The organism is Carnobacterium sp. (assembly GCF_040274945.1).
Classification (GTDB): domain Bacteria; phylum Bacillota; class Bacilli; order Lactobacillales; family Carnobacteriaceae; genus Carnobacterium_B.
In genome coordinates, this window is sequence record NZ_JBEMAR010000010.1 from 107,965 (window position 1) to 128,882 (window position 20,918).

A 20,918-nucleotide genomic window follows, 5' to 3' on the forward strand; every position below is an offset into this window, starting at 1 on the left:
GTTCAAAAGAGAAGTTTTTTTGCCTATAACTGTCTATTAGCTTTTTTTTCTAAAAAATCTCCTACATGTTCGATTGCAAACGGGATAGCCTCTTCTTTTGGCGTCATTTTGGGATGATGTAAGCCGTAAGGGCTATCTACACCTAGCCAAAACATTGTTCCTGGAATTTTGTCTAAATAATAACCAAAGTCTTCGCCAGTCATCGCTGTTTCAATTTTCGTATAATTTACATCTTGGTTTTTTGTCATATAATCAATAAATGTGAGTGTTTCTGTTTCACTATTAATAACAGGGTAATATCCGCCTTGGTCTAGATCTAAATAAATTTTACAATTATACGAAAGTTCTATCCCTTTAACGATTTCTTTTACTCTTTTTTGAGTTAATTCGCTCATTTCAGGTGTTAATGTCCGTATAGTTCCAGTAAGACTTGCATACCCGCTAATGATATTTCCAGCTGTTCCCGCATGCATCGTTCCTAAAGTAATCACTGCGCCCTCCATAGGATTAACGCTACGACTGACAATCGTTTGGATTTGATTAATAAATTGACTCGCCGCTACTATCATGTCATTGGATTCATGTGGATATGCAGCGTGCCCATCTACACCACGAAATTCGACATCGATAGCGCACGTTCCAGCAAATAACGTTCCTACTTTTGTTCCTAAAGTCCCTACTGGTAAATCAGGTTTTACATGCAGTGCATAAATTTCATCTGGCATAAAATCATTTAAGAACCCACTATCATAAATAATTTTTGCTCCACTTACGTTCTCTTCAGCTGGTTGAAAAATAAAAACCAGATCATCTATAGTTTGGTGTGTGCTAAAATAAGTCAATAATCCTAAAGCAATCGACATATGCACATCATGACCACAAGCATGCATTCTTCCTGTATAAATTGATTGATAAGGTAATTCAGTTTCTTCAACAACGGGCAAACCGTCTATATCTGTTCTCCAACCAATTGTTTTTTGACCAATACTTCCTTTGACTCGAACGACAATGGCTGTTTCCCATGTTTTTATGTCTAGGTTCTCTTGTGGCAATTCTTTGATTTTGGACATTAAATAGCGATGCGTTTCATACTCTTCTAAGCCAATTTCAGGAATTAAATGTAATTCTCTTCGCATTTGGATGAAAGGATTTTCTTTTGGCATTTTCACTACCCTCTTCTAAAAAAAGAGATGAAGCAGAAGTAATTTCTCCTTCTGTTTCAAACTCTTTTTATTTTATCGTTTTTTATTTCTATAATTCACGTAAAGCATCAATTAAACCTGTTTTGCTTTTTGTTTTTTCATCAATATCTTTGATTTTTTTAGCCGGTGTTCCTGCTACAACAGTATAAGGTGCAACATCTTGGATTACTATAGCACCTGCTGCAACAACTGAACCTTCTCCAATTCGAATGCCCTCTAATACAACAGCATTCGCTCCAATTAAAACATTATCTTCTACAATCACAGGTTGAGCACTTGCTGGTTCAACAACGCCTGCTAAAACAGTACCTGCACCAATATGACAATTTTTCCCAACAGTTGCTCGTCCGCCTAACACAGCGCCCATATCGATCATTGTACCTTCGCCGATAACCGCGCCGATATTGATAACTGCTCCCATCATAATAACAGCTGAGTCCCCAATTTCGACTTGGTCTCGTATAAATGCTCCTGGTTCAATTCGAGCTTTAAATTTCTTCAAGTCTACTAACGGAATCGCAGAATTACGACGGTCATTTTCAATCACTTGATCATCAATCCATTGTTTATTTGCTTCTAAAAAAGGTTCAACAACACTCCATTCACCAAAAATAGTGCCTACTTCATTAGTGGTAAAATTTTTAATTGTTTCAGGAAAATTCAAATGATCTAATTTGCCTTTCAAATAAACTTTTACAGGCGTTTTCTTTTCACTTTTTGCAATAAATTCAATAATTTCATTAGCATTCATTTGATCATTCCTTACTGTTCATTAAATTTTAATGCAAGCGTTCCGTTTTACGAGTAACATCATACTTATTTTCAAATTCATGAGCAATTCGATTGGTACCTTTTAAAATTTCACTTCTAGTTATAATACCAGTAAAACTACCGTCATCACTTGCTACACAGATAAAGGCATTGTTAACTAAAAGATGAAGTACTTCTTCCAAATCATAAGGGTCATGAATCAACGCAAAATCAGTCGTCATAACATCAGAAACCAATATATCTCCCAATTTATCAAAGTCAATATCTTCTAAGCCTGTAATTGCTTCAATGATCAGTGGCATCGAAATTAAGCCTTTAATTTTATAATCATAATCTAAAACAGGAATAACCGAATATCCTATTTTTGTAAGTACCAATAAAGCATGGTTCAAGCGATTATTTAACTGAACGTGAGCAACTCGATCCGCTGGAATCAAAAAATGTTCTTTGTTTTCTAATAACATTTCACCAATTTCTTTTCCTATCATTATCTTCATTTCCTTCCTTGAGATAACTAAATCCAACTACTATTTTACGTGAAAATGTTCTAAAAGAGTAGTAAAACAATGGAATTAAGTAAAAAATAATAATCAGGCTAAATGAAGTCCCTTGAGTACCTAATTATTCTTTCGGTTTAGAAAAGTAGCTGGATAGCTGTTCAATGGCTTCATGAGCGCGGTTGTAGTACGTTACGTTGATTTGAGACTCATCATTCTCAACAATTGCATAGGTTGGATATGGATAGCTACCTCTTGGCTCTGAAATACTGCCAGGATTTAACACTACTATATTGTTTATTTGCTCTACTCCAGCTTGGTGAGTATGCCCAAAAAATGCGTAGTTTGCATGCTCTTCTTTTGCTGCAAAGACTAATTCTTGCATAGTATAGTTAACATCCAAGCGATGCCCGTGAGCCATAAATATCCGTTGATTTTGCACTTCAATCGTTTGTGTCATCGCAAACTCATTATCAAAATCCATGTTTCCTTTGACAGTCAACATAGAATCCCAAACGGGATCGGTTGCTTCCAATTCGGAATCCCCACAATGAAAGAGCTGATCTACTTTATCCTTATACCGTTCAATTAGTTCTACTAAAATTTCCCGATCTCCATGACTGTCGCTTACAACTAGTACTTTCATTCTTTTCCCTCCGTTTTGGCAGCAATAGGTTAACTGTTTATCCAATCATCCCAAACTTGTTCCAAATTCTCTAGTGCTACTGCACGATGACTGACTTCATTTTTTTCATCTTGAGTCAATTCTGCCATTGTTTTTCCTTTACTTTCAACGAAGAACAATGGATCATAACCAAAACCATTCTCGCCTTTAGGGATGGTTAAAATCAGTCCTTCTACTTCGCCCTCAACCACTAAGCTTGTTTTTCCAGGCAAAGCAAGTGCAAGCGTACAGTGAAATTGTGCTGTACGGTCTCCTTTAGCTACCCCTGTCAATTCATGCAATAGTTTCGCGTTGTTCGCAGCATCGCTTTTAAATTCTCCTGCATAGCGGGCAGAAAAAACGCCTGGCGCCCCATCTAGTGCATCCACTTTTAATCCTGAATCGTCTGCTAACACTAACATATTTAGTGTACGAGCAATCGTTTCTGCTTTTAGTAACGCATTTTCTTCAAACGTTGTTCCCGTTTCTTCGACTTCAGGAATCTCAGGAAAATCACGTAACGTTTTTATTTTAAATCCTTTTTTTGCAAATAATGCTTCAAATTCTCTAGCTTTTCCAGCATTTCCTGTTGCTATTAAAATTTCATCCTTTGGAATAAGCGGGTACGGTTTTATACCTTCATTTTTTAAAGAAAGAGCTTGTTGAAAAGCATCATCTTGAACTTGGATTAATTCATTGATTCCTTTTTTACCAAATTCTAACATTACTGAAAGTTGTTCTGAAGAGAAAGTAGATTCTTCACCTGTTCCTTGGATTTCAACAAATTGTCCCCGAGAAGTCATGACTAAATTCATATCTACTTCTGCAGAACTGTCTTCCAAGTAATTTAAATCTAATACCGCTTCTCCATCTTTTAAGATTCCTACACTGATGGCTGCTACATTTTCTTTAATTGGGCTTTCTGTTAATTCACCACTGTCCAATAACGTTTGAATCGCTAATTTTAAAGCCACGAATGCGCCTGTAACACTTGCAGTACGTGTTCCACCATCTGCTTGGATCACATCACAGTCTACCGTAATTGAACGTTCTCCTAAAGCTTCTAAGTCAATGCTTGAGCGTAGTGAACGTGCAATCAATCGTTGAATTTCCATTGTACGTCCGCTTAATTTTCCTTTAGCTGCCTCACGAATATTTCGTGTATTTGTAGCTCTCGGCAACATGCTGTATTCAGCATGAACCCATCCACTTCCCATTCCTTTTAAGAAACGTGGGACTCTTGTTTCGATTGTTGCATTGCAAATTACTTTCGTGTCTCCAAAAGAGACCAAAACTGATCCTTCAGGGTGTTTCAAATAATTGGTTTCTATTGTCACCAATCTATTTTCATCATTTTTTCTACCATCAGCACGCATACTTGAACCTCACTTTTTTTGTTGAGCTTTTAGCTCTTGTTTACAATTTCTCTGTTCCTAACTTAATATGTTCAACATCTAATGTTTCATTTCCCAACCATTGAGAGGCAATATCATTAAACATATGTGTAGATCCTGTTGTATAAAATTTCCGTTCAGAAACTTCTTTATTTTTGCTTAATTCTGCAAGGTTAAAGTAATCCAAAATAGTACTTACTTCACTAATGGTTTCTGCACCTGAATCGATTAACGTTACTGAATCACCCATAAAATTTTGAATAATCGGACGCAATAACGGATAATGGGTACAACCTAAAACTAACGTGTCAATATTTTTATTTTTAATGGGCTTCAAAGTTTCTGTAACAATTTTTTTAGCAATGGCACTATCATATTCATTACTTTCAACCAAAGGAACGAATTTTGGACAAGCCAAACTGTCTACTGATGCTAAAGTGTCTTTTGATCGAATCATCTTTTTATATTTATCACTTTTTATCGTACCTTCAGTTCCAATAATTCCAATACGATTATTTTTTGTTGCTTTGATTGCTGCTCGGCTTCCGGGTAAGATAACACCAATTATGGGTATGGCTAACTTCTTTTTTAAATCTTCTAAGGCTACTGCAGTTGCTGTGTTACACGCAATCACAAGCATCTTAATATCCTTATTTAATAAAAAATGGGTCATCTCCCAAGTAAATTGTAGAATCTGTTCTTCCGGTCTTGGACCATAAGGACAGCGTGCAGTATCTCCTACATAATAAATCGATTCATTTGGTAATTGTCGCATAGCTTCTTTTACTACTGTCAAACCACCAACTCCAGAATCTATAAAACCTATCGCTTGTTTTTTCATCTTTAACAACCTCTGTTTAATTTCATTTGTATACTCTGTCTATTTTCCCTTTTTTTAGAATGAAATTCAAGGGATTAGGTAAATTAACTTAGTTAATCGTTTAAATAACTTCTTTTTTCTTTTTTTTAAGTAACGGAATAGCATTTTTTTTAAAAAGATAGGTTTCTGTTTCAAATCACGTTATAATAAATTGTGAATGACAAAAGAGGTGAATGAGTAAGTGAGTAGAAAAAAGAACGAACAAAAAGTGGATTTAGAGAAATTTAACGAAACAACTTCCTTATTTGGATATGAACTGATTAGAGATGTTCTTATACCCAATTTATTAGGAGCAGAAACACATGAAATTTTGTATTGGGCTGGTAAAGAATTGGCCAGACAATATCCACTTGCAAATAGACAAGACATCGTTCGCTTTTTTGATAAAGCGGGTTTTGGCTTAATAGAATTGAATAAGGAACAACACAATAAACAGGTTTATACTTTATCTGGTAAAGTTGTACAAGCTCGTTTAGAACATGCTCAACCTAGTTTTAATTTAGAAGCTGGATTTTTAGCTGAACAAATTCAAACACTAGACAGTTTATATACTGAAGCGCTGACTGAAGTAAACATGAAAACAAAGGTTGTTACATTTACCGTACAATCGGACACAAAAGACCGATTGTCAATTGAAGAACCCCTTACTCATTTTGTTATGAGTGACAATGAAAATGAAGAAAAAAGCATAATGAACATTGACGTTCCTGAGCAAGATAAATCAGCTTTGCCTTCAAGGTCTTCGAGACATGAACTGTAACAACTTTAAAAGAGAGCTAGGTTAATGCTAACCTAGCTCTCTTTTTATTTCTCTTATTCTATTACTCAGGTTTCTTTCGTTCATTTTTTAGAATACTAAAAGATGTCTTCATCGTTTTCATCATTCCTGCATCGGAATAAACTAAAACATTTGAACGGTACATAACCAGCGATAATAATGTACATAGGATAGTAAATAGGACCATCACAATGATTGAAATGACTATCCCAGTAGTGGATACTGTTTCACTCGCTACTCTAAAGGGCATAATAAACGGAGTGAATAATGGTATTTGAGAACCAATTTTAACAATGAGTTGATTTGGACTGGCAAATGCAAACAAGCCACCATAAAACCCAATTAGCGCCAAGAAAACCAAAGGTGTAACGGCTTTGCTGACATCTTCAATTTTCGTTACTAACGAACCAAAGAACGCTGCTAAACCAGCATATAAAATAATCCCTAATACAAAGTAAATAAGCGTTGTACCTAATAAATTACTCAATAAGGATCCCATATCGATTCCTTCAAAAAATTCTTGAACAAAAGTAATATTTTTTATAAAAGGATAAGCTACCAAGGCTAATACAACATAGATAATGATTTGTGTCAGACAAACCAATAATATCCCAACTAATTTCCCAAAGAAATGGGTTGTAGAAGAAACACTTGATAAAATAATTTCCATAATTCTTGTTCCTTTTTCAGATGCGATTTCAGTCCCAATAATACTAGCATAATTCATGATAAAAATGAAAATAGCAATACCAACAACATAAGAACTCCACATTTTAATAGTTTCTGCTGTACTGTCTTGGTTGGTGATTCCACCATCTTCAAAACGAATCGTTTCTGTAGTTAGGCTTGCAGGACTCATCAATTCCATTGCTTCTTGTTGCGTTAATCCATATTCAGTTGCTTTTCGATTTAACTGGATGCTGGTCAGTAAGCCTGTTAAAACAGCCGTATCTAAAGTATCGCTCCCTGAAGTATCCACGTAGTTTGCCGAAACAAGTTGGTTATCAGAGTTAATTTCAAGATAACCATCTAGCTCTTCTTCCTCCATAGCTTTCTCCGCTGTCTCTTTCGTCGTGATTTCAGAATTAATAGTAAATTGATTTTCCTGAGTTGCTAAAAGTGTTTGAATCTCTTGATCAGATGTTAAAACAGCAATTTCGGGAATATCATTTTCTGATTGACTAATAAAATAAATAATTCCACCAATAATTAACAGCATCACGATAGGTGATAGCACCATTGTTAAAAAGCCAAATGATTTAATATTTTTTTTGTAGACATCATTCACAATTACCCAAAATTTATTCATGGAACTCACCTGCCTTCATTTTAAATATTTCCTCTATCGTAGGCGGCTGCTGGCTAAAAGTAGTAATGTATCCGTCTTGTGTTACTTTTTCAAAAATAGCTCTTCCATCTTCAGGATGTTCTAAATCTAGAACTTTCACTCCGTCATTAGTTTCTACTGCTTTTACAACTCCAGGCATTAATTCTAATTCCTCAATAGAGATGGCTGTTTCTAAAAATAATTTTTTTCGACCAAATTGTTCTCTGATTTCATGCACTGTTCCATCTAATACCATTTGACCATTTCTTAACATGATCAACTTGTCACAGATATCCTCAACATTATTCATGTTATGACTTGAAAAGATGACTGAAGCCCCCTGTTTTTTCAGTTCTTTGATTCCAATTTCTAACAATCCAGCATTGACTGGATCCAGCCCACTAAACGGTTCATCTAAAATAACCAATTTTGGTTGATGAATCAACGTAGCAATTAATTGCACTTTTTGTTGATTCCCTTTAGATAAGGATTTAATTTTATCTGTTTTTTTTCCTTTAACTTGGAATTTCTCCATCCATTTATCAATTTGAGGTTTAATCTCCTTTTTTGATTTTCCTCGTAACTGTGCAAAATAAATTATTTGATCTTCAATTGAAACCTTAGGGTATAACCCACGCTCTTCCGGTAAATAACCAATGATATCATAATCCGTTTTTTTCAGCGGCTTGCCATCCCATAATACTTCTCCAGAATCAGCCGTTAAGAAATTTAATATCAAGCGAAAAGTTGTTGTTTTCCCTGCGCCATTCTGCCCAATCATCCCTAAGATCTGACCGTCAGGAATCGTAAAACTAACATCATCTACTGCAGTTAACGTTCCGAAGGTCTTTTTTAGTTGCTTTACTTCTAACATATTTTTCCTCCACTCTTGTAATCTGAACTATGTACTTAGATATTAAGTCTAACAGACTTTTTATAGTTAGACCATCATTACCCATAAATTTCCTACTTATTCTTGGCTAACTTTCAAGTCAGACTAAAAAAGCAAATTGAGAACGTAGCCTCAATCTGCTTTTATTTCTTTAAAATTATCGGTCTACTCGAATATCTCTTTGTTGATCTGTTCCAGGCGTAGAAGGCATACTTGGATTATCAGTTGGATGATTCCCACCAAATGTCCCATCTGTTTCCTTCAAAGGAATCCCGTCTATTGAAGGAGCTTTGTTATTTCCCTCTGAAATTTTGCCTTTTACTGATGCGGAAACTTCCCCAATTGTCGATAAAGTAGGGTCCTTTTTATTCTTAATTGGATTACTTCTCAAGTTTTGATTGGTTTTGTTGGTCTCTGATTCTTCAGTGATAATAACATAACCACCATTTCTTATTGCTGTATTGTACCTTTGAGTAATAGCAGGATCTAACTTATATTTTTTAAGCGGATTGGTATCATCTGCTTCATTAAAGGTATCTCTAACTCGATCCCATACTGATTTATTCTGTTTATTAAGAATAGGGTCCACTTCGGCAATAGTTAGACTTTCAATCGTACCTTTATTTTCTTTATGAGTGACTACAGTAACATCCTCAGGTTGATAACCTTCTGTAATTAAATGTTCAACTTGAGCAGCTGCTTCCTCAACCGATTGGTAAGCGCCTTTGAAATTTTTCACCATACTTATTCGTCCTCCTATCATAGTTAATTAACACACTATAATAGTACCAAATAAAGAAGGCGTACCCAAACAATCCGTTTAGTAATTTAGCGAACCTTATCTTAAACCACTATTTATTGAATGAACTACTTTTTAAAACAAAAAAAAACTACCTTTAAGCAAAGGTAGTTGAAAATGTAGAAGATAGGATTCGAACCTATACCTTATTTAAACACAAGAAAAAACAATCGTTTGACCTCTAAAAAGTGAAACACCACGTACATCTACATCTATTAGTATAGCATATTTAGTTCTTAAAAGCACTAAATATTTTATCTTTTCTTTTTTTTGTAAAAGATCACTTAGAAATAGATGAATTAGTGGGTTATTTTTTTCTATTTTTTAATTTCATATAATCTAGAATTGTGATCACAATTAAGGCTATTCCTGTAATTAATGAAATTTGATTGCTTTCTATAAATCCATAAAAAAGTAAAATAATTCCAGAAAGTAAAATAACTAAGGCGATAATTTTTTGCATATTCATATTTTTTTCCTCTTTCATATGTGAACTATTCAAGCTAATACTTGATACAATAAAATAGTATACTTCATTTCATATTCATCATCAAGCCTTCACATCTGTTTTTTCATTTTCAAAATACAAAATAGTAGGACTGAAGTAAGTAAGGCTGGTTGTAAAGTACGGCTAAGTTCCACAATATTTTTTTTAGTGCTTTTATCGAACCATTTGCTTGTTCAACTTTTTCAAGTTGCTTTAAAAAACCCGCTTTTTCTTTTTCTGTTGCATCTTTTTTAAAATAACCATACACATGGCTAGCAGCATTTACAGCTGTTCCTGTTGTGACTTCCATGACTATTGCTTGGTCCAGTAAACGGTAAAAATCCAGTACTGGAAAACTGCTTTTATCTTTTAACAACTGCCGGATATCATCATACAACTTCGGTGATCTTTCTAAAACACTGTATTTATACAAGCTCCATTCTTTTTCAAGCAAGTTAATATGTGGTTGCTCTGTCGTCGCAATAATACACTTTACAGCAGAAAGATTTTTATCTTTTACTTCTAACATAATATCCAAATCTTCTCTTGATACTTGATGATAAAAATCCAAAAATGGATCAATCGCAATCGTTTGCGTATGTGCCCCTATTCGATTCATTGGGCTTTGCTGAGAATAATGAATTTTTTGACGTCCGTCTTCAACTTTCCATGTTTTTCGAGTTAATTCAATCCAATAAGCATCATCTTTTGTAACATCGCTTGTATTGATCGCATTATGAAGATTATCATAAATAACAGGAGCACCTGTTGCTTGACTGATCGTCAAGACTTCAGAAACCGTATAGGACCGATCATCATTTTCAATGACTAATCGTTTTTTGATGGCATCTGACAATAGCGTTTGGTAAGTTTTAACAAAACGTTCCATAGCCTTTTCTTTTTCTTGATAAACTCCACCAATATGCAAAATAATTTTATGTGCAGGTCCTACTTCAAGACTGTCTAAAAATCTTGTATGGTAGTTTAGATCTTCAACCGCTCGTGATACAACGTCTTCATCTGGTGAGTTTAATACCGTATACTGTCCGGGATGCATAGACACTCGCATACCGCTAGATTTAATTTTACTCCCTATTTGTTCAAATTGAGGCTTAAATAGTTCCCACCAAGCTAGTGTATTTACCGGGCTAGATCCAAAAGGAATGATGTCTGAACTAATACGAAATAATTTAATGTTATTTTTTATATTGTAATCAATCAAATTTTCTAGTGAATTTAAATTAAAATGTATTAATTCTTTTAGTTTTTCTTCTGTGGCATTTGCTTTCCGACAAGTTTTAAAACCTGTATTTGGAACGCCTACAGTTAAACAAGCATACCCAATACTCATGTCATTCCTCCTTGCATATCTTTATTCAGCTGTCTTATTATACAACTCTTTTGCAAATAAACATAAAGAAAGCCTTCTTAAATTTAAGTAAAAAAAAAAGAAGCTCAAAGAAAGTAGCGCATTTTCTTTAAGCTTCTTTTTTATGCATAGAGTAAGATGGAAAAGTAAATGAACGCCGTACCTGCTAAAACGAATAAGTGCCACAAGACATGCATGTACTTAACATTTCTCATACTGTAGAAAATAGTTCCTATGGTAAATGAAAGTCCACCAGCTAATAGTAGAGCAAAACCATCAAAACCTAATCCAATATACATAGGCTTGATTGCAAACATACTCAGCCATCCCATGCCAATATATAGCAATGTCGACATTTTTTTGAATTTCTCAATCCAGAGACATTTGTAAATAATTCCAAATATAGCAATTGCCCACACGACTCCAAACAATGCCCATCCTGTTTTCCCACCAATCGTGATAAGTGAAATAGGAGTATAAGAACCAGCAATTAATAAGAAAATACTACAATGATCAAAGATCTTAAACAGTTTTCTTGCTCGAGTAAAAATCAAACTATGGTAAAGAGTTGAACATAAGTAAAGAAGAAATTGTGAAGTTCCGTAAATACAATAAGAAATTAATTCTAAAGTAGTGCCTGTATTTACTGCCTTCATAATCAATAAAACCATTCCAACAATGCTCAAGAGAGCCCCAATACCATGAGTTACAGCATTGAGCACCTCATTGGTGACTAAATATTTTTTTGTATACACTGTTTCTTCGTTCATTTTATTTCCTCCTTGAAAAAATCTGGCAATTAGTAGGGTTCCAAAAGAACTTTGTCATTTATTTTTTCTTTTTGATATCAAGTTAATCTATATTTAATAACAGGATAACACAGTTAACATTACTGTTCAACCTAGTTATAGAAACTAGATTAAAAACTAAAAATAAATCATCTGCATTATTTTTAGTTTTTCTCTCTTAACCTAACTTTTCTTCACTAGTATAATTTAAAAAGCTAAAATGTTCCAAGAAATCGTCTTGGAAATAGATACCTATTTTTCTATCTACAATTTATGAGGAAAGGCTGTTGTTAAGCAAAAATACTGTTGCAAATTGATTAAACTCTTCGTACTTTTCAATCATTAAAAAATGGCTTGCTTTTGGCACAATCACTAATTCGCTATTGGTGACCAATTCATGAATTTTCCTAGTATGACTTTCTTCAATAACATCGTCCTCACCTGCTACTATTAGTGTAGGAGCTTCAATATCCTTTAAATCAGCAGAACTTAAATCTAATTGATGCCACATGAGATCAATGATTTGTCTCTTTTTTGCCGCTTTAAAAAAAAAGCTGCTTAAGAGCGTCAAAAACACGTAGTCTCTTTTCACTTCAGATAAAGAGTCTTTTTTCAATCCATTAACTTCATAGTTAGCTCCTATCACAATAAGTTTAATAACTTGTTCAGGATAATGACTACCAAAATACAACGCTAAATTTCCACCATCGCTAAAACCCATGATGTTTACTGTCGATAAATTGAAGTATCGTAATACGGCTAAAATATCTTGAGCAATTTTTTGAAACGTCAATACACCTTTTCCATGATCTGAACGTCCATGTCCTCTTGTATCTAGTGCAATAACTTGAAAATATTTACTGAAATGAGAGACTTGCTGTTCAAATATTTGATGGTCTTCTCCATTGCCGTGCAATAGCAGTAAAGACTCACCCACCCCACTTACACTGCAATAAAGATTGCCATCTTCTGTCTTAATAGATACGCCTTTCATTTGATCATCATCCTTACTACTCTTTTTCTTATTAAACTCAATAGTTAAATATTTTACATCAGTTTACCAAAAATAATTTTTTTAAACAGCAAAAAAGCGTTAATTTCGTATCAACGCTTTAAAATCCACTTATTTAATTTTACCTCTTTTAAATATTTACATTAAGGCTAATAGTATTCAATATTATCGTTTTATTCTCGTCTAATTTTACAAATAATAGTTTTGTAGTTTTCATGTCATTTAAATCACTTAAAGATAATTTATTTTTTCTCAGCACACTATCAAGAGGGCAATCAAGAATCCCATCAGCATTTTCAATCAAGTCTTCTTCTTCTACAGGTAAAGTATCACAACTATTCTTTCCTTCAAGAATATAAGCATAGCTATTTCTTACTTTTACTTTATTGGTTTCCATAGCGTCCCTCCTAAACTTAATACTGAAAGATCCATTTTATTATCCAATGAATTAGTAAGAGGAAGTTAACGAACTGACCCTTACTAATTCGACAAACTGACTAAGAATTAAGGAAATGCCAGAGTAACTAGTTTACACTGCTACTAGCCCCCACCGCCGACGAACCAGATTACCGGTAAAAATAATACTAATTTTTTTAATATCTTTTTCATGTAATCCCTCCTAACTTTGACTTAATTATAGCAAATGATTTATACTATCTTATATAATGTTCATATAATCACATTTTTTATTAGGAGATGATTTAATTTATGACACATATTCGTCAAAATTTTGGTAAAGATTTTAAAAAAATAAGAGAAAATAAGGGTTACACTCAACAATATGTGGCGAAAGAAGCTATGGCACGTTCAACTTATACAAAATTTGAATTGGATAGCATTGTTCCAACCATTACTAAATATTTTCAAATTTTGAACAATTTAGATATGACTCATGAAGAATTTAATTACATTCATAATCACTATCAATTAAAAGGAAAAGATGCTATTTTATATCATTTTAGACTGATTGCTGTAAATTCAGATTTAACAATCATAATGAACGTTAGAACAATGACAAAAAGCTATTTAAATGAACATGAAGATAACGTTGTACAAGACATATTTTATATTTGTGATGCGCTTATCACCCTTTCAAAAACCAATGATTTATCACAAGCAGCTCCCTATGCTGAAAAAGTCTGGCATCGTATTGCTCAGCTTGATAAATGGTACTTAATTGAACTACGCTTATTGAACAATATTCTTTTTTTCTTTGATTTTGATACTTCTCATTTCATTTCAAAACGCGCATTGATGGAATTAGAGAATTACAAACACTTTCATGAGGCAATAGAGTTGAAACTGGCTTATTCAATGAACCTACTTTACTTACTAATGGAAAACCATAATTATCAGCAGGCGCTGGAAAAAACAGACTCTTTGATTAAACTAAGCAAGGAAAAAGGAAGGTACCGGATACTCGGTGTTGTATACGTACGAAAAGGCATTATATTGACTAAATTAAAAAAGCCTACTACTGAGACTGAAACGTGGATTCAAAAAGGCTTCACATTATTGGAAGCGATCGAAGATTTTTCATTAATAGAAGAGCTAAAGAAAGAAATTCTTTATTATATGAATTCTCATTCAAAAAGTATAACTATTAATAATACATAAATTGTAGCAAAAAAAAGATTGGGACAATTAACTGTCCCAATCTTTTTTAAGCATTAATACTTATTTGTATTTAGCGATAACATCTTCGACTTGTTCTTTATTGTGGTAACCAATTAATTTTTCAACAACTTCTCCATCTTTTTTTACTAACAGAGTAGGAATGCTCATAATTCCAAATGAACTTGGAACTTCTGGATTAGCATCAACATCCATTTTGACGATTTTTACTTGATCCCCAATTTCTTCATCAAGTTCTTCTAATACTGGCGACTGCATGCGACAAGGACCGCACCATGTTGCCCAAAAATCTGTAATCGTTAAACCATCTTTAGTTTCTGTTTCAAAATTTGCGTCAGTTACTGCTTGTACCATTGCTATTCCTCCCAAATACATTTTTATAACTTATTAATAGTAAGTTATATTGTTTGTTCATTATATCAAAGATTACTTTTAATATCTACCCAAAAGCTTAAGATTTGAATTCTACGATTGTAGCACCATTTCCTCCTTGATTAGGTGGAGCATAATGGAATTCTTTTATCGAAGGATGTCTTTTCAACGCCTCAGTTACACCTTGTCGGATAGCTCCAGTTCCCTTTCCATGTACAATAGTAACTTGAGGGTAGTTGGCTAAAAGAGCGGCGTCTAGGTAACGATCCAATTCAGCTAAGGCATTTTCATACCTCTCACCTCTTAAATCTAGTTGAGGAGAAACATGACTGTTTGATTCTGAACGTACCGATGCAATCATTTTACGATTCGGTTCTTTTTCTGGTTCAGTTAATGTTAAATCACTTTCTTTAAGTTTCATTTTCAACATTCCCATTTGAACGACCCAGTGGTTTTTATCTGCTCGTTCCATTAATACACCTTTTTGGCCAAACGATTGAACCATCACATCATCACCAGGTTTCATTACCTGTTTCGCTTTGGCTTTTTTCAATACCTTATTTTTTGCTAAAGCTTCTTCTTGCCTTAATCCAGATAGCTGTGTTTTTGCATCAATCAGTTCATGCTCTTTCACATTTTCATAATGCCCTTGAATTTGTTTTTTGCGTAAATCTTTAATGATCTGATCAGCTGTCTCTTCTGTTTCTTCTACGAGACTATTGGCTTTTTCGCGCGCTTTTTTCATCAATTCTTCACGTTCAGCATAAAATTGCTGTACAGCAGTTTGCAGATCCACATGCAATTGCTCTGCTTCATCAACATAGTGACGCACTTCAAGGTACTCTGTTTCTGCCATTTTGCGTCTATTTTCTAAATCAGAGATCATTTCATTTAAGTTTTGACTTTCTCCATCAATCAGTTGTCGAGCAGAATCAATAACTTCTTCGCTCAAACCTAATCGCTTAGAGATTTCAAAAGCATTACTTCGACCTGGAACACCTATCAATAATCGATAAGTTGGGCTGAGTGTGTCAACATCAAATTCCATACTCGCATTAATTGTTTGTGGACGGTTATAGCCATATGCTTTTAATTCAGGATAATGCGACGTCACCATGACATAACTGCCTACAGCACCGACCTTATCCAGAATAGCTATAGCAAGTGCAGCTCCTTCTTGAGGGTCTGTCCCTGCTCCTAATTCATCAAAGATAATCAAACTTTTGTTATCTATTCGATCTAGTATAGATACAATATTTGTCATATGAGAAGAAAAGGTACTTAAACTCTGTTCAATGGATTGTTCATCTCCAATATCAGCAAATATTTCAGTAAACAATCCAATTTGACTCTCCGGAGCAACGGGTATTTGTAATCCAGCTTGCCCCATTAATTGAAGCAATCCTAATGTTTTTAGGATAATCGTTTTTCCACCAGTGTTTGGTCCTGTAATAATAACTGCTTGATTTTCTCCGCCAATTAAAATATCGTTTGCGACTACAGTCTCTGGATCCAATAAAGGGTGTCGTGCACTTAATAGCTTCACTTCGTTTTCCTCATGAATTAGAGGTCTATTCGCAGCCACATTTTTTGCATAACTTGCTTTTGCACCAATAAAATCAAGCTTACCTAATAAAAACATGTTATTTAAAATGTCTTTGCTATACGGAGCGATTTCATTCGAAATTTCAGCTAAAATACGATCCACTTCACGTCGTTCCTCAATTTGAAGTTGACGCAAGCGATTATTCAACTCAACTACGCTTTGTGGTTCAACAAATAATGTTTGACCTGTTGAACTTTGATCATGGACTACACCACCAAAATGACTGCGGTATTCTTGTTTAACGGGAATAACATAACGATCATTACGAATAGTAATAATTGCATCACTTAAATACTGTGCACTTTTTCCGCGAACAATTCCATCTAGCTTTTCACGAACATTATTTTCTCCTCTTTTAATACCCGTACGAATCCCTTTTAAAGCAGGACTTGCATCATCTAAAACATGGCCATCTTCATCTACCGTTTCACGAATCAAATGATTCAAAGTCGGCGTAGTAACAAAGTTCTTAGCCAAATCATATAAGCGATTCATTTCAATACCTGATTCTTTTAAATTCTCAAAGAAACGATTTAATTCAGAAGTCGTACGCAAAATTTTTCCGATTTGAGCAATTTCTAATCCATTTAAACTAGCACCGATATCCAATCGTTTTAAATGAGGACGAACATTCTGTAACTTTGGAATAGGCATGCTGCCTCTTAATTTTATAATTTTTGTACCATCTTCGGTTTCATCTTGCCATAATTCAACTTCTTCTTTATCAATTGAAGGAGCTAGTGTTAAAGCTTGTTCTTTCCCTAAGTCAGAAGCAGCAAGATTGGCAACCGCTTGGATAATTTTACTAAATTCTAATGTTTGAAGGATTTTTTTGTTCATCTATTTCACCTCTCGCTTCATTATATTCTTATTCAACAGTTTTCTTTAGTTGCAAAAAAAGCATTCACACCATTCACATTAAGAAATCGTCCCCCTAATTTAAGAGAAACGATTTTTTTTTACTATTTAACTATATTTCTTACTACAATGACGATTCTATCCACCAATTATACAGTTGTGCTGAGATGACTGGTGTATCTTCTACTATTGTACGTGCTAACCAACTATTACTAAATGCTTCTTGAATAGCATCTATCGGAACCATTGTTAACAAAAACAAAATGATAAAGATAGCGATATAAGAAACAATAACATTCAATAATGCTCCACCTAGAGTATTTAGTTGCTTGATAATAGGAATAAGAGTCACAGCATTCAATAGGCCCCCTATAAAACGAGTGATCAACCAACCTACAAATAAGATGATTATAAATGCGACACCGTTATAAAAAGCACCGTCTAGGTTGAATCCTAAGGCTTGATCATAAAAAACGAATTGACTACTTTCAGTAGCAGATGGGTAAGGAACAATCAATTCTAAATGCGATCCTAACATTTGATAATAATTTCTTGCCAATAAGTATGAAACAAAGTAACCTATTGTAAAAACGAACTGAAGAACTAAACCTCTTCTAGCACCACTGTACGCTCCCATGGCTAAAATTAAAACTATAAGGACTGTCATTAACATGCTTATCACCTTTACTCAGGAATTTTATCTTCAGTTAATTTTGATTCCTGATCTTTCTGTAATTTCTTTTCTAATTCTGCTATTTTTTTTTGCATAGCATCTAGTTTTATTTGTAGTTCAATTTGATTCGATACAGCATTAACCGCTACTAAAACTGCTCTACGTTCGGGGTCTAAACCCTTTGATAATGATTCAATTTGTTGCATTTGCTCATTTACCATTTTAGACACTGACCGCATGTGTTCTTCGGGTCTAGCTCCGATAATCGTATAGGGTCTTCCTGCTATTGTAGTTTTATATCGAATTTTCCCTTTTGACATGGCAGTCCCTCCTAAAAATTACATTTCCCTTATTTTACCATGAATCACCTAATAGTTGCACATTTTTTCATTTCATTTTAATATCTTGCCCATATCAAATGAAATTATGTGGTAAACTACAAGTTAGATGATTAATTAATGAAGAAATGAGTGACAGAATGTCTAATGAAGTACTCTTAGTTTCGAAAAAAAACTTAACAGATATGAAACGATATTACACTACTTGCTTGAAATCCTCTACTCCTCCTGGTGCTTTTTTTGCTGCTAAAAAAGGAGCTGTAAACGTAACAGGATACAACTCTGGCAAAGTATTGTTTCAAGGTGCAGATTCTGAAAAAGAAGCTGCTATTTGGAAATCCAAAGCATCAATTGTCCCACCAAAAAAAAAAGAATCATCTGCTTCATCTTTGAATACCCCTTTACCAAAAGATTTTAGTAGTTGGTCAGTGATTGGTAGTGATGAAGTCGGAACCGGAAGTTATTTCGGACCATTAACGGTAGTTGCAGCTTATGCCGATCATTCTCAGCTTGCTTTGTTAAAGGAATTGGGCGTACGCGATTCGAAAGATATGAAGGACCCAGAAATTATTCGTGTAGCAAAAGACTTGATTACTTTCTTACCACACAGTTTATTAAATGTTATGCCTGAAAAATATAATACTATTCAACCAACAATGACACAAGGTAAAATGAAAGCTATTTTACATAATCAAGCTTTAGGTCATGTGATTGAAAAAATCAGTCCTCAAAAACCAGATGGTATTTTAATCGATCAATTTGAACTTCCTGCAACTTATTTTAAGCACATCAATGATCAACCAAAACAAATAAAAGAGTCTGTTTACTTTCAGACTAAAGGCGAAGGCCACCACTTAGCTGTAGCGGCGGCTTCTATTATTGCTCGTTATGCATTTTTAAAAGGTCTTGATGAATTGAGCGCAAAAGCAGGTTTCAAAATTCCATCTGGTGCTGGCAGCAATATTGATTTAGTTGCTGCAAAGCTTTTAAAACAAGGTGGAATCCCATTGCTTAGAAACTATGCTAAGTTACATTTTGCGAATACAGAAAAAGCAAAAAAAATCAGTGGTTTGCGCTGATTAAACATCTAAAAAAACTCTACTCGCTGGTCTTCAGCGAGTAGAGTTTTTTTAGGTCCATTATTCTTTTTCAGGTATTCCGTATTTCTTTTTACAATAAAGATAAACAGGTATCCCAATAAGTGTTAGAAAAATCCCAATAAAGGCATTTCCTGGCTGAACGATTAAAGTGTTAATGATAATGTATAATCCACCAATTATAGCAACCAATGGAACAATTGGGTATAAAGGAACTTTGTATGGTCGTTCAATGTTTGGCTGAGTTTTTCTTAAGATGATAACCGCTATAAACGTCAACGTTATAAAAAACCAAATGACAAAAATAATTAAATCTGTCAGTTGATTGAACTGCCCGGTCAAAATCATTAAGATGGCAATTCCTAAGATAACTATACCTCCGTTGATAGGTAAATTGGTTTTTGGATTGATTTTGGCAAACCAGTTACTAAATGGCAACATTTTCTGAGTTGCTAACGCATAAGGAACTCGTAGGCCAGAAATGATATACCCATTTATTCCTCCGAACACAGAGATCAATATTCCTATCGTTACTAATTTGCTCCCAATTCCATCAAAAAGATGTGAAGCAACTAGAGCTGCAGGTGTATCCGTTCCAGCTAACTGATTACTGTCTAAGACAAACAAATAGGCAATATTTGTTAATAAATAGACAGCCATAACAATTGATAATCCACCAATAATCACTTTTGGTAGCATTTTACCAGGACTCTTCATTTCTCCAGCAAGCGTCCCTACATTAATCCACCCATCATAGGCGAATAAAGTTGCAATAAGAGCAGAACCAAAACTAGTCAAAACTGGATGACTTTCTACTGAAAGTGGTATCAATCTTACTACACCTCCACCAGGATAAAGCAATCCTGCTACGATAATAACTAAAAGAGGGATCAACTTTAAAATAGTGGCCGCTGTTTGAATCCGCCCACTATATTTTGTTCCTAAAAAATTTACGCCCATTAAAAAAATAGCTGTTAGAATAGCTGTCGGTACAATTACATTATCGGATAATGTAAATAAATTAACAAATTGAGTAGCAAAAATAATAGCTAATGCGGCTATGTTCGCTGGGTAATAGATGATCATCTGAGCCCATCCGACTAGAAAACCTAACCATCTTCCATATACTTTTTCTAAATAAATCATCATTCCGCCTGTTTGAGGATAAATTGTTCCAATTTCAGCAACCGTCAGTCCACCAGCCATTGTGATAATTCCAGCTACAAACCATGCCAATAAGCCTAATCCTGGAGCACCAGCTGCGCCGTAAACAGCTGTTGGTTTAAAAAATATACCTGCCCCTATAACTGTTCCTACTAAAACGGTCAATGCTGTTATTCCACTTACTTCTTTTTTTAACTCGTTCTTTCTCATATAGTTCCCCCTGAATTGCCTTTTTCTAGATAGCACAAAAGATAAAAATAATCCTTTGTGTTTAGTGCTTGTTAGCATAACAAAAAAGCCTTGCTATTAGCAAGA

22 protein-coding genes are annotated in these 20,918 nt (G+C 34.3%); 3 read left to right on the plus strand and 19 right to left on the minus strand.

Translation table 11 applies throughout. The features are described from left to right. Positions 1-23: 23 nt before the first annotated feature. From ABS916_RS11190 to racE, 6 genes are all read right to left on the minus strand, one after another. Positions 24-1,163, minus strand: a complete 1,140-nt coding sequence (locus ABS916_RS11190) for an N-acetyldiaminopimelate deacetylase (RefSeq protein ID WP_350451974.1) — start codon at positions 1,161-1,163, stop codon at positions 24-26. 88 nt (positions 1,164-1,251) lie between these two features. Then, on the minus strand, positions 1,252-1,953 hold the full coding sequence (gene dapD, locus ABS916_RS11195) for a 2,3,4,5-tetrahydropyridine-2,6-dicarboxylate N-acetyltransferase (protein ID WP_350451975.1): 702 nt from the start codon (positions 1,951-1,953) through the stop codon (positions 1,252-1,254). Between the two features lie 28 nt (positions 1,954-1,981). Continuing rightward, a complete protein-coding gene (gene cbpB, locus ABS916_RS11200; RefSeq protein WP_350452000.1) occupies positions 1,982-2,461 on the minus strand; it encodes a cyclic-di-AMP-binding protein CbpB in 480 nt (159 codons plus the stop codon). Between the two features lie 133 nt (positions 2,462-2,594). Continuing rightward, positions 2,595-3,116: a metallophosphoesterase gene (locus ABS916_RS11205; RefSeq protein ID WP_350451976.1), complete on the minus strand. Its 522-nt coding sequence runs from the start codon at positions 3,114-3,116 to the stop codon at positions 2,595-2,597. A gap of 29 nt (positions 3,117-3,145) precedes the next feature. Continuing rightward, on the minus strand, positions 3,146-4,510 hold the full coding sequence (rph, locus tag ABS916_RS11210; RefSeq protein ID WP_350451977.1) for a ribonuclease PH: 1,365 nt from the start codon (positions 4,508-4,510) through the stop codon (positions 3,146-3,148). 40 nt (positions 4,511-4,550) lie between these two features. Continuing rightward, positions 4,551-5,369, minus strand: coding sequence for a glutamate racemase (gene racE, locus ABS916_RS11215; RefSeq protein ID WP_350451978.1), 819 nt, complete (start codon positions 5,367-5,369; stop codon positions 4,551-4,553). Between the two features lie 220 nt (positions 5,370-5,589). Here racE and ABS916_RS11220 point away from each other — a divergent pair, with 220 nt between their 5' ends. Continuing rightward, complete coding sequence (locus tag ABS916_RS11220) at positions 5,590-6,168, plus strand: YslB family protein (protein ID WP_350451979.1); 579 nt, start codon at positions 5,590-5,592, stop codon at positions 6,166-6,168. Between the two features lie 61 nt (positions 6,169-6,229). Here the strand turns inward: ABS916_RS11220 and ABS916_RS11225 are convergent, their stop codons facing one another. From ABS916_RS11225 to ABS916_RS11260, 8 genes are all read right to left on the minus strand, one after another. Next, a complete protein-coding gene (locus tag ABS916_RS11225) occupies positions 6,230-7,495 on the minus strand; it encodes an ABC transporter permease (protein ID WP_350451980.1) in 1,266 nt (421 codons plus the stop codon). Continuing rightward, positions 7,488-8,387 carry an ABC transporter ATP-binding protein gene (locus tag ABS916_RS11230; RefSeq protein ID WP_350451981.1) on the minus strand — a complete coding sequence of 300 codons (900 nt, stop codon included), beginning with the start codon at positions 8,385-8,387 and terminating at the stop codon, positions 7,488-7,490. The genes ABS916_RS11225 and ABS916_RS11230 overlap by 8 nt, the downstream gene beginning before the upstream one ends. 175 nt (positions 8,388-8,562) lie before the next feature. Continuing rightward, complete coding sequence (locus ABS916_RS11235; RefSeq protein WP_350451982.1) at positions 8,563-9,147, minus strand: general stress protein; 585 nt, start codon at positions 9,145-9,147, stop codon at positions 8,563-8,565. 364 nt (positions 9,148-9,511) lie between these two features. Next, entirely contained in the window at positions 9,512-9,691 is a 180-nt protein-coding gene (locus ABS916_RS11240) for a UV damage endonuclease UvsE (protein WP_350451983.1), read from the minus strand. Between the two features lie 91 nt (positions 9,692-9,782). Then, positions 9,783-11,042 (minus strand): UV DNA damage repair endonuclease UvsE, encoded by a 1,260-nt coding sequence (uvsE, locus tag ABS916_RS11245; RefSeq protein ID WP_350451984.1) that lies wholly within the window; start codon positions 11,040-11,042, stop codon positions 9,783-9,785. A gap of 140 nt (positions 11,043-11,182) precedes the next feature. After that, positions 11,183-11,830 carry a PAQR family membrane homeostasis protein TrhA gene (gene trhA / locus ABS916_RS11250; protein ID WP_350451985.1) on the minus strand — a complete coding sequence of 216 codons (648 nt, stop codon included), beginning with the start codon at positions 11,828-11,830 and terminating at the stop codon, positions 11,183-11,185. Positions 11,831-12,119: 289 nt separating this feature from the next. Next, positions 12,120-12,842, minus strand: coding sequence for an alpha/beta fold hydrolase (locus ABS916_RS11255; protein WP_350451986.1), 723 nt, complete (start codon positions 12,840-12,842; stop codon positions 12,120-12,122). Between the two features lie 148 nt (positions 12,843-12,990). Beyond that, positions 12,991-13,257: a hypothetical protein gene (locus tag ABS916_RS11260; RefSeq protein WP_350451987.1), complete on the minus strand. Its 267-nt coding sequence runs from the start codon at positions 13,255-13,257 to the stop codon at positions 12,991-12,993. Positions 13,258-13,568: 311 nt separating this feature from the next. Between ABS916_RS11260 and ABS916_RS11265 the strand changes: the two genes are divergently transcribed. Continuing rightward, positions 13,569-14,477, plus strand: a complete 909-nt coding sequence (locus tag ABS916_RS11265) for a helix-turn-helix domain-containing protein (RefSeq protein WP_350451988.1) — start codon at positions 13,569-13,571, stop codon at positions 14,475-14,477. 60 nt (positions 14,478-14,537) lie between these two features. Here the strand turns inward: ABS916_RS11265 and trxA are convergent, their stop codons facing one another. From trxA to ABS916_RS11285, 4 genes are all read right to left on the minus strand, one after another. After that, a complete protein-coding gene (gene trxA / locus ABS916_RS11270; RefSeq protein WP_350451989.1) occupies positions 14,538-14,849 on the minus strand; it encodes a thioredoxin in 312 nt (103 codons plus the stop codon). 97 nt (positions 14,850-14,946) lie between these two features. Further along, positions 14,947-17,313 carry an endonuclease MutS2 gene (locus ABS916_RS11275; RefSeq protein WP_350451990.1) on the minus strand — a complete coding sequence of 789 codons (2,367 nt, stop codon included), beginning with the start codon at positions 17,311-17,313 and terminating at the stop codon, positions 14,947-14,949. Positions 17,314-17,455: 142 nt separating this feature from the next. Beyond that, positions 17,456-17,998, minus strand: coding sequence for a CvpA family protein (locus tag ABS916_RS11280; RefSeq protein ID WP_350451991.1), 543 nt, complete (start codon positions 17,996-17,998; stop codon positions 17,456-17,458). A 17-nt stretch (positions 17,999-18,015) separates the two neighbouring features. Then, positions 18,016-18,324, minus strand: a complete 309-nt coding sequence (locus tag ABS916_RS11285; RefSeq protein ID WP_350451992.1) for a cell division protein ZapA — start codon at positions 18,322-18,324, stop codon at positions 18,016-18,018. Positions 18,325-18,482: 158 nt separating this feature from the next. On the opposite strand from ABS916_RS11285, the gene rnhC reads away from it, so the two are divergent. Beyond that, positions 18,483-19,421 carry a ribonuclease HIII gene (rnhC, locus tag ABS916_RS11290; RefSeq protein ID WP_350451993.1) on the plus strand — a complete coding sequence of 313 codons (939 nt, stop codon included), beginning with the start codon at positions 18,483-18,485 and terminating at the stop codon, positions 19,419-19,421. Between the two features lie 60 nt (positions 19,422-19,481). On the opposite strand, the gene ABS916_RS11295 is transcribed toward rnhC, so the two are convergent. Beyond that, complete coding sequence (locus tag ABS916_RS11295; RefSeq protein ID WP_350451994.1) at positions 19,482-20,813, minus strand: APC family permease; 1,332 nt, start codon at positions 20,811-20,813, stop codon at positions 19,482-19,484. Positions 20,814-20,918 lie beyond the last annotated feature (105 nt).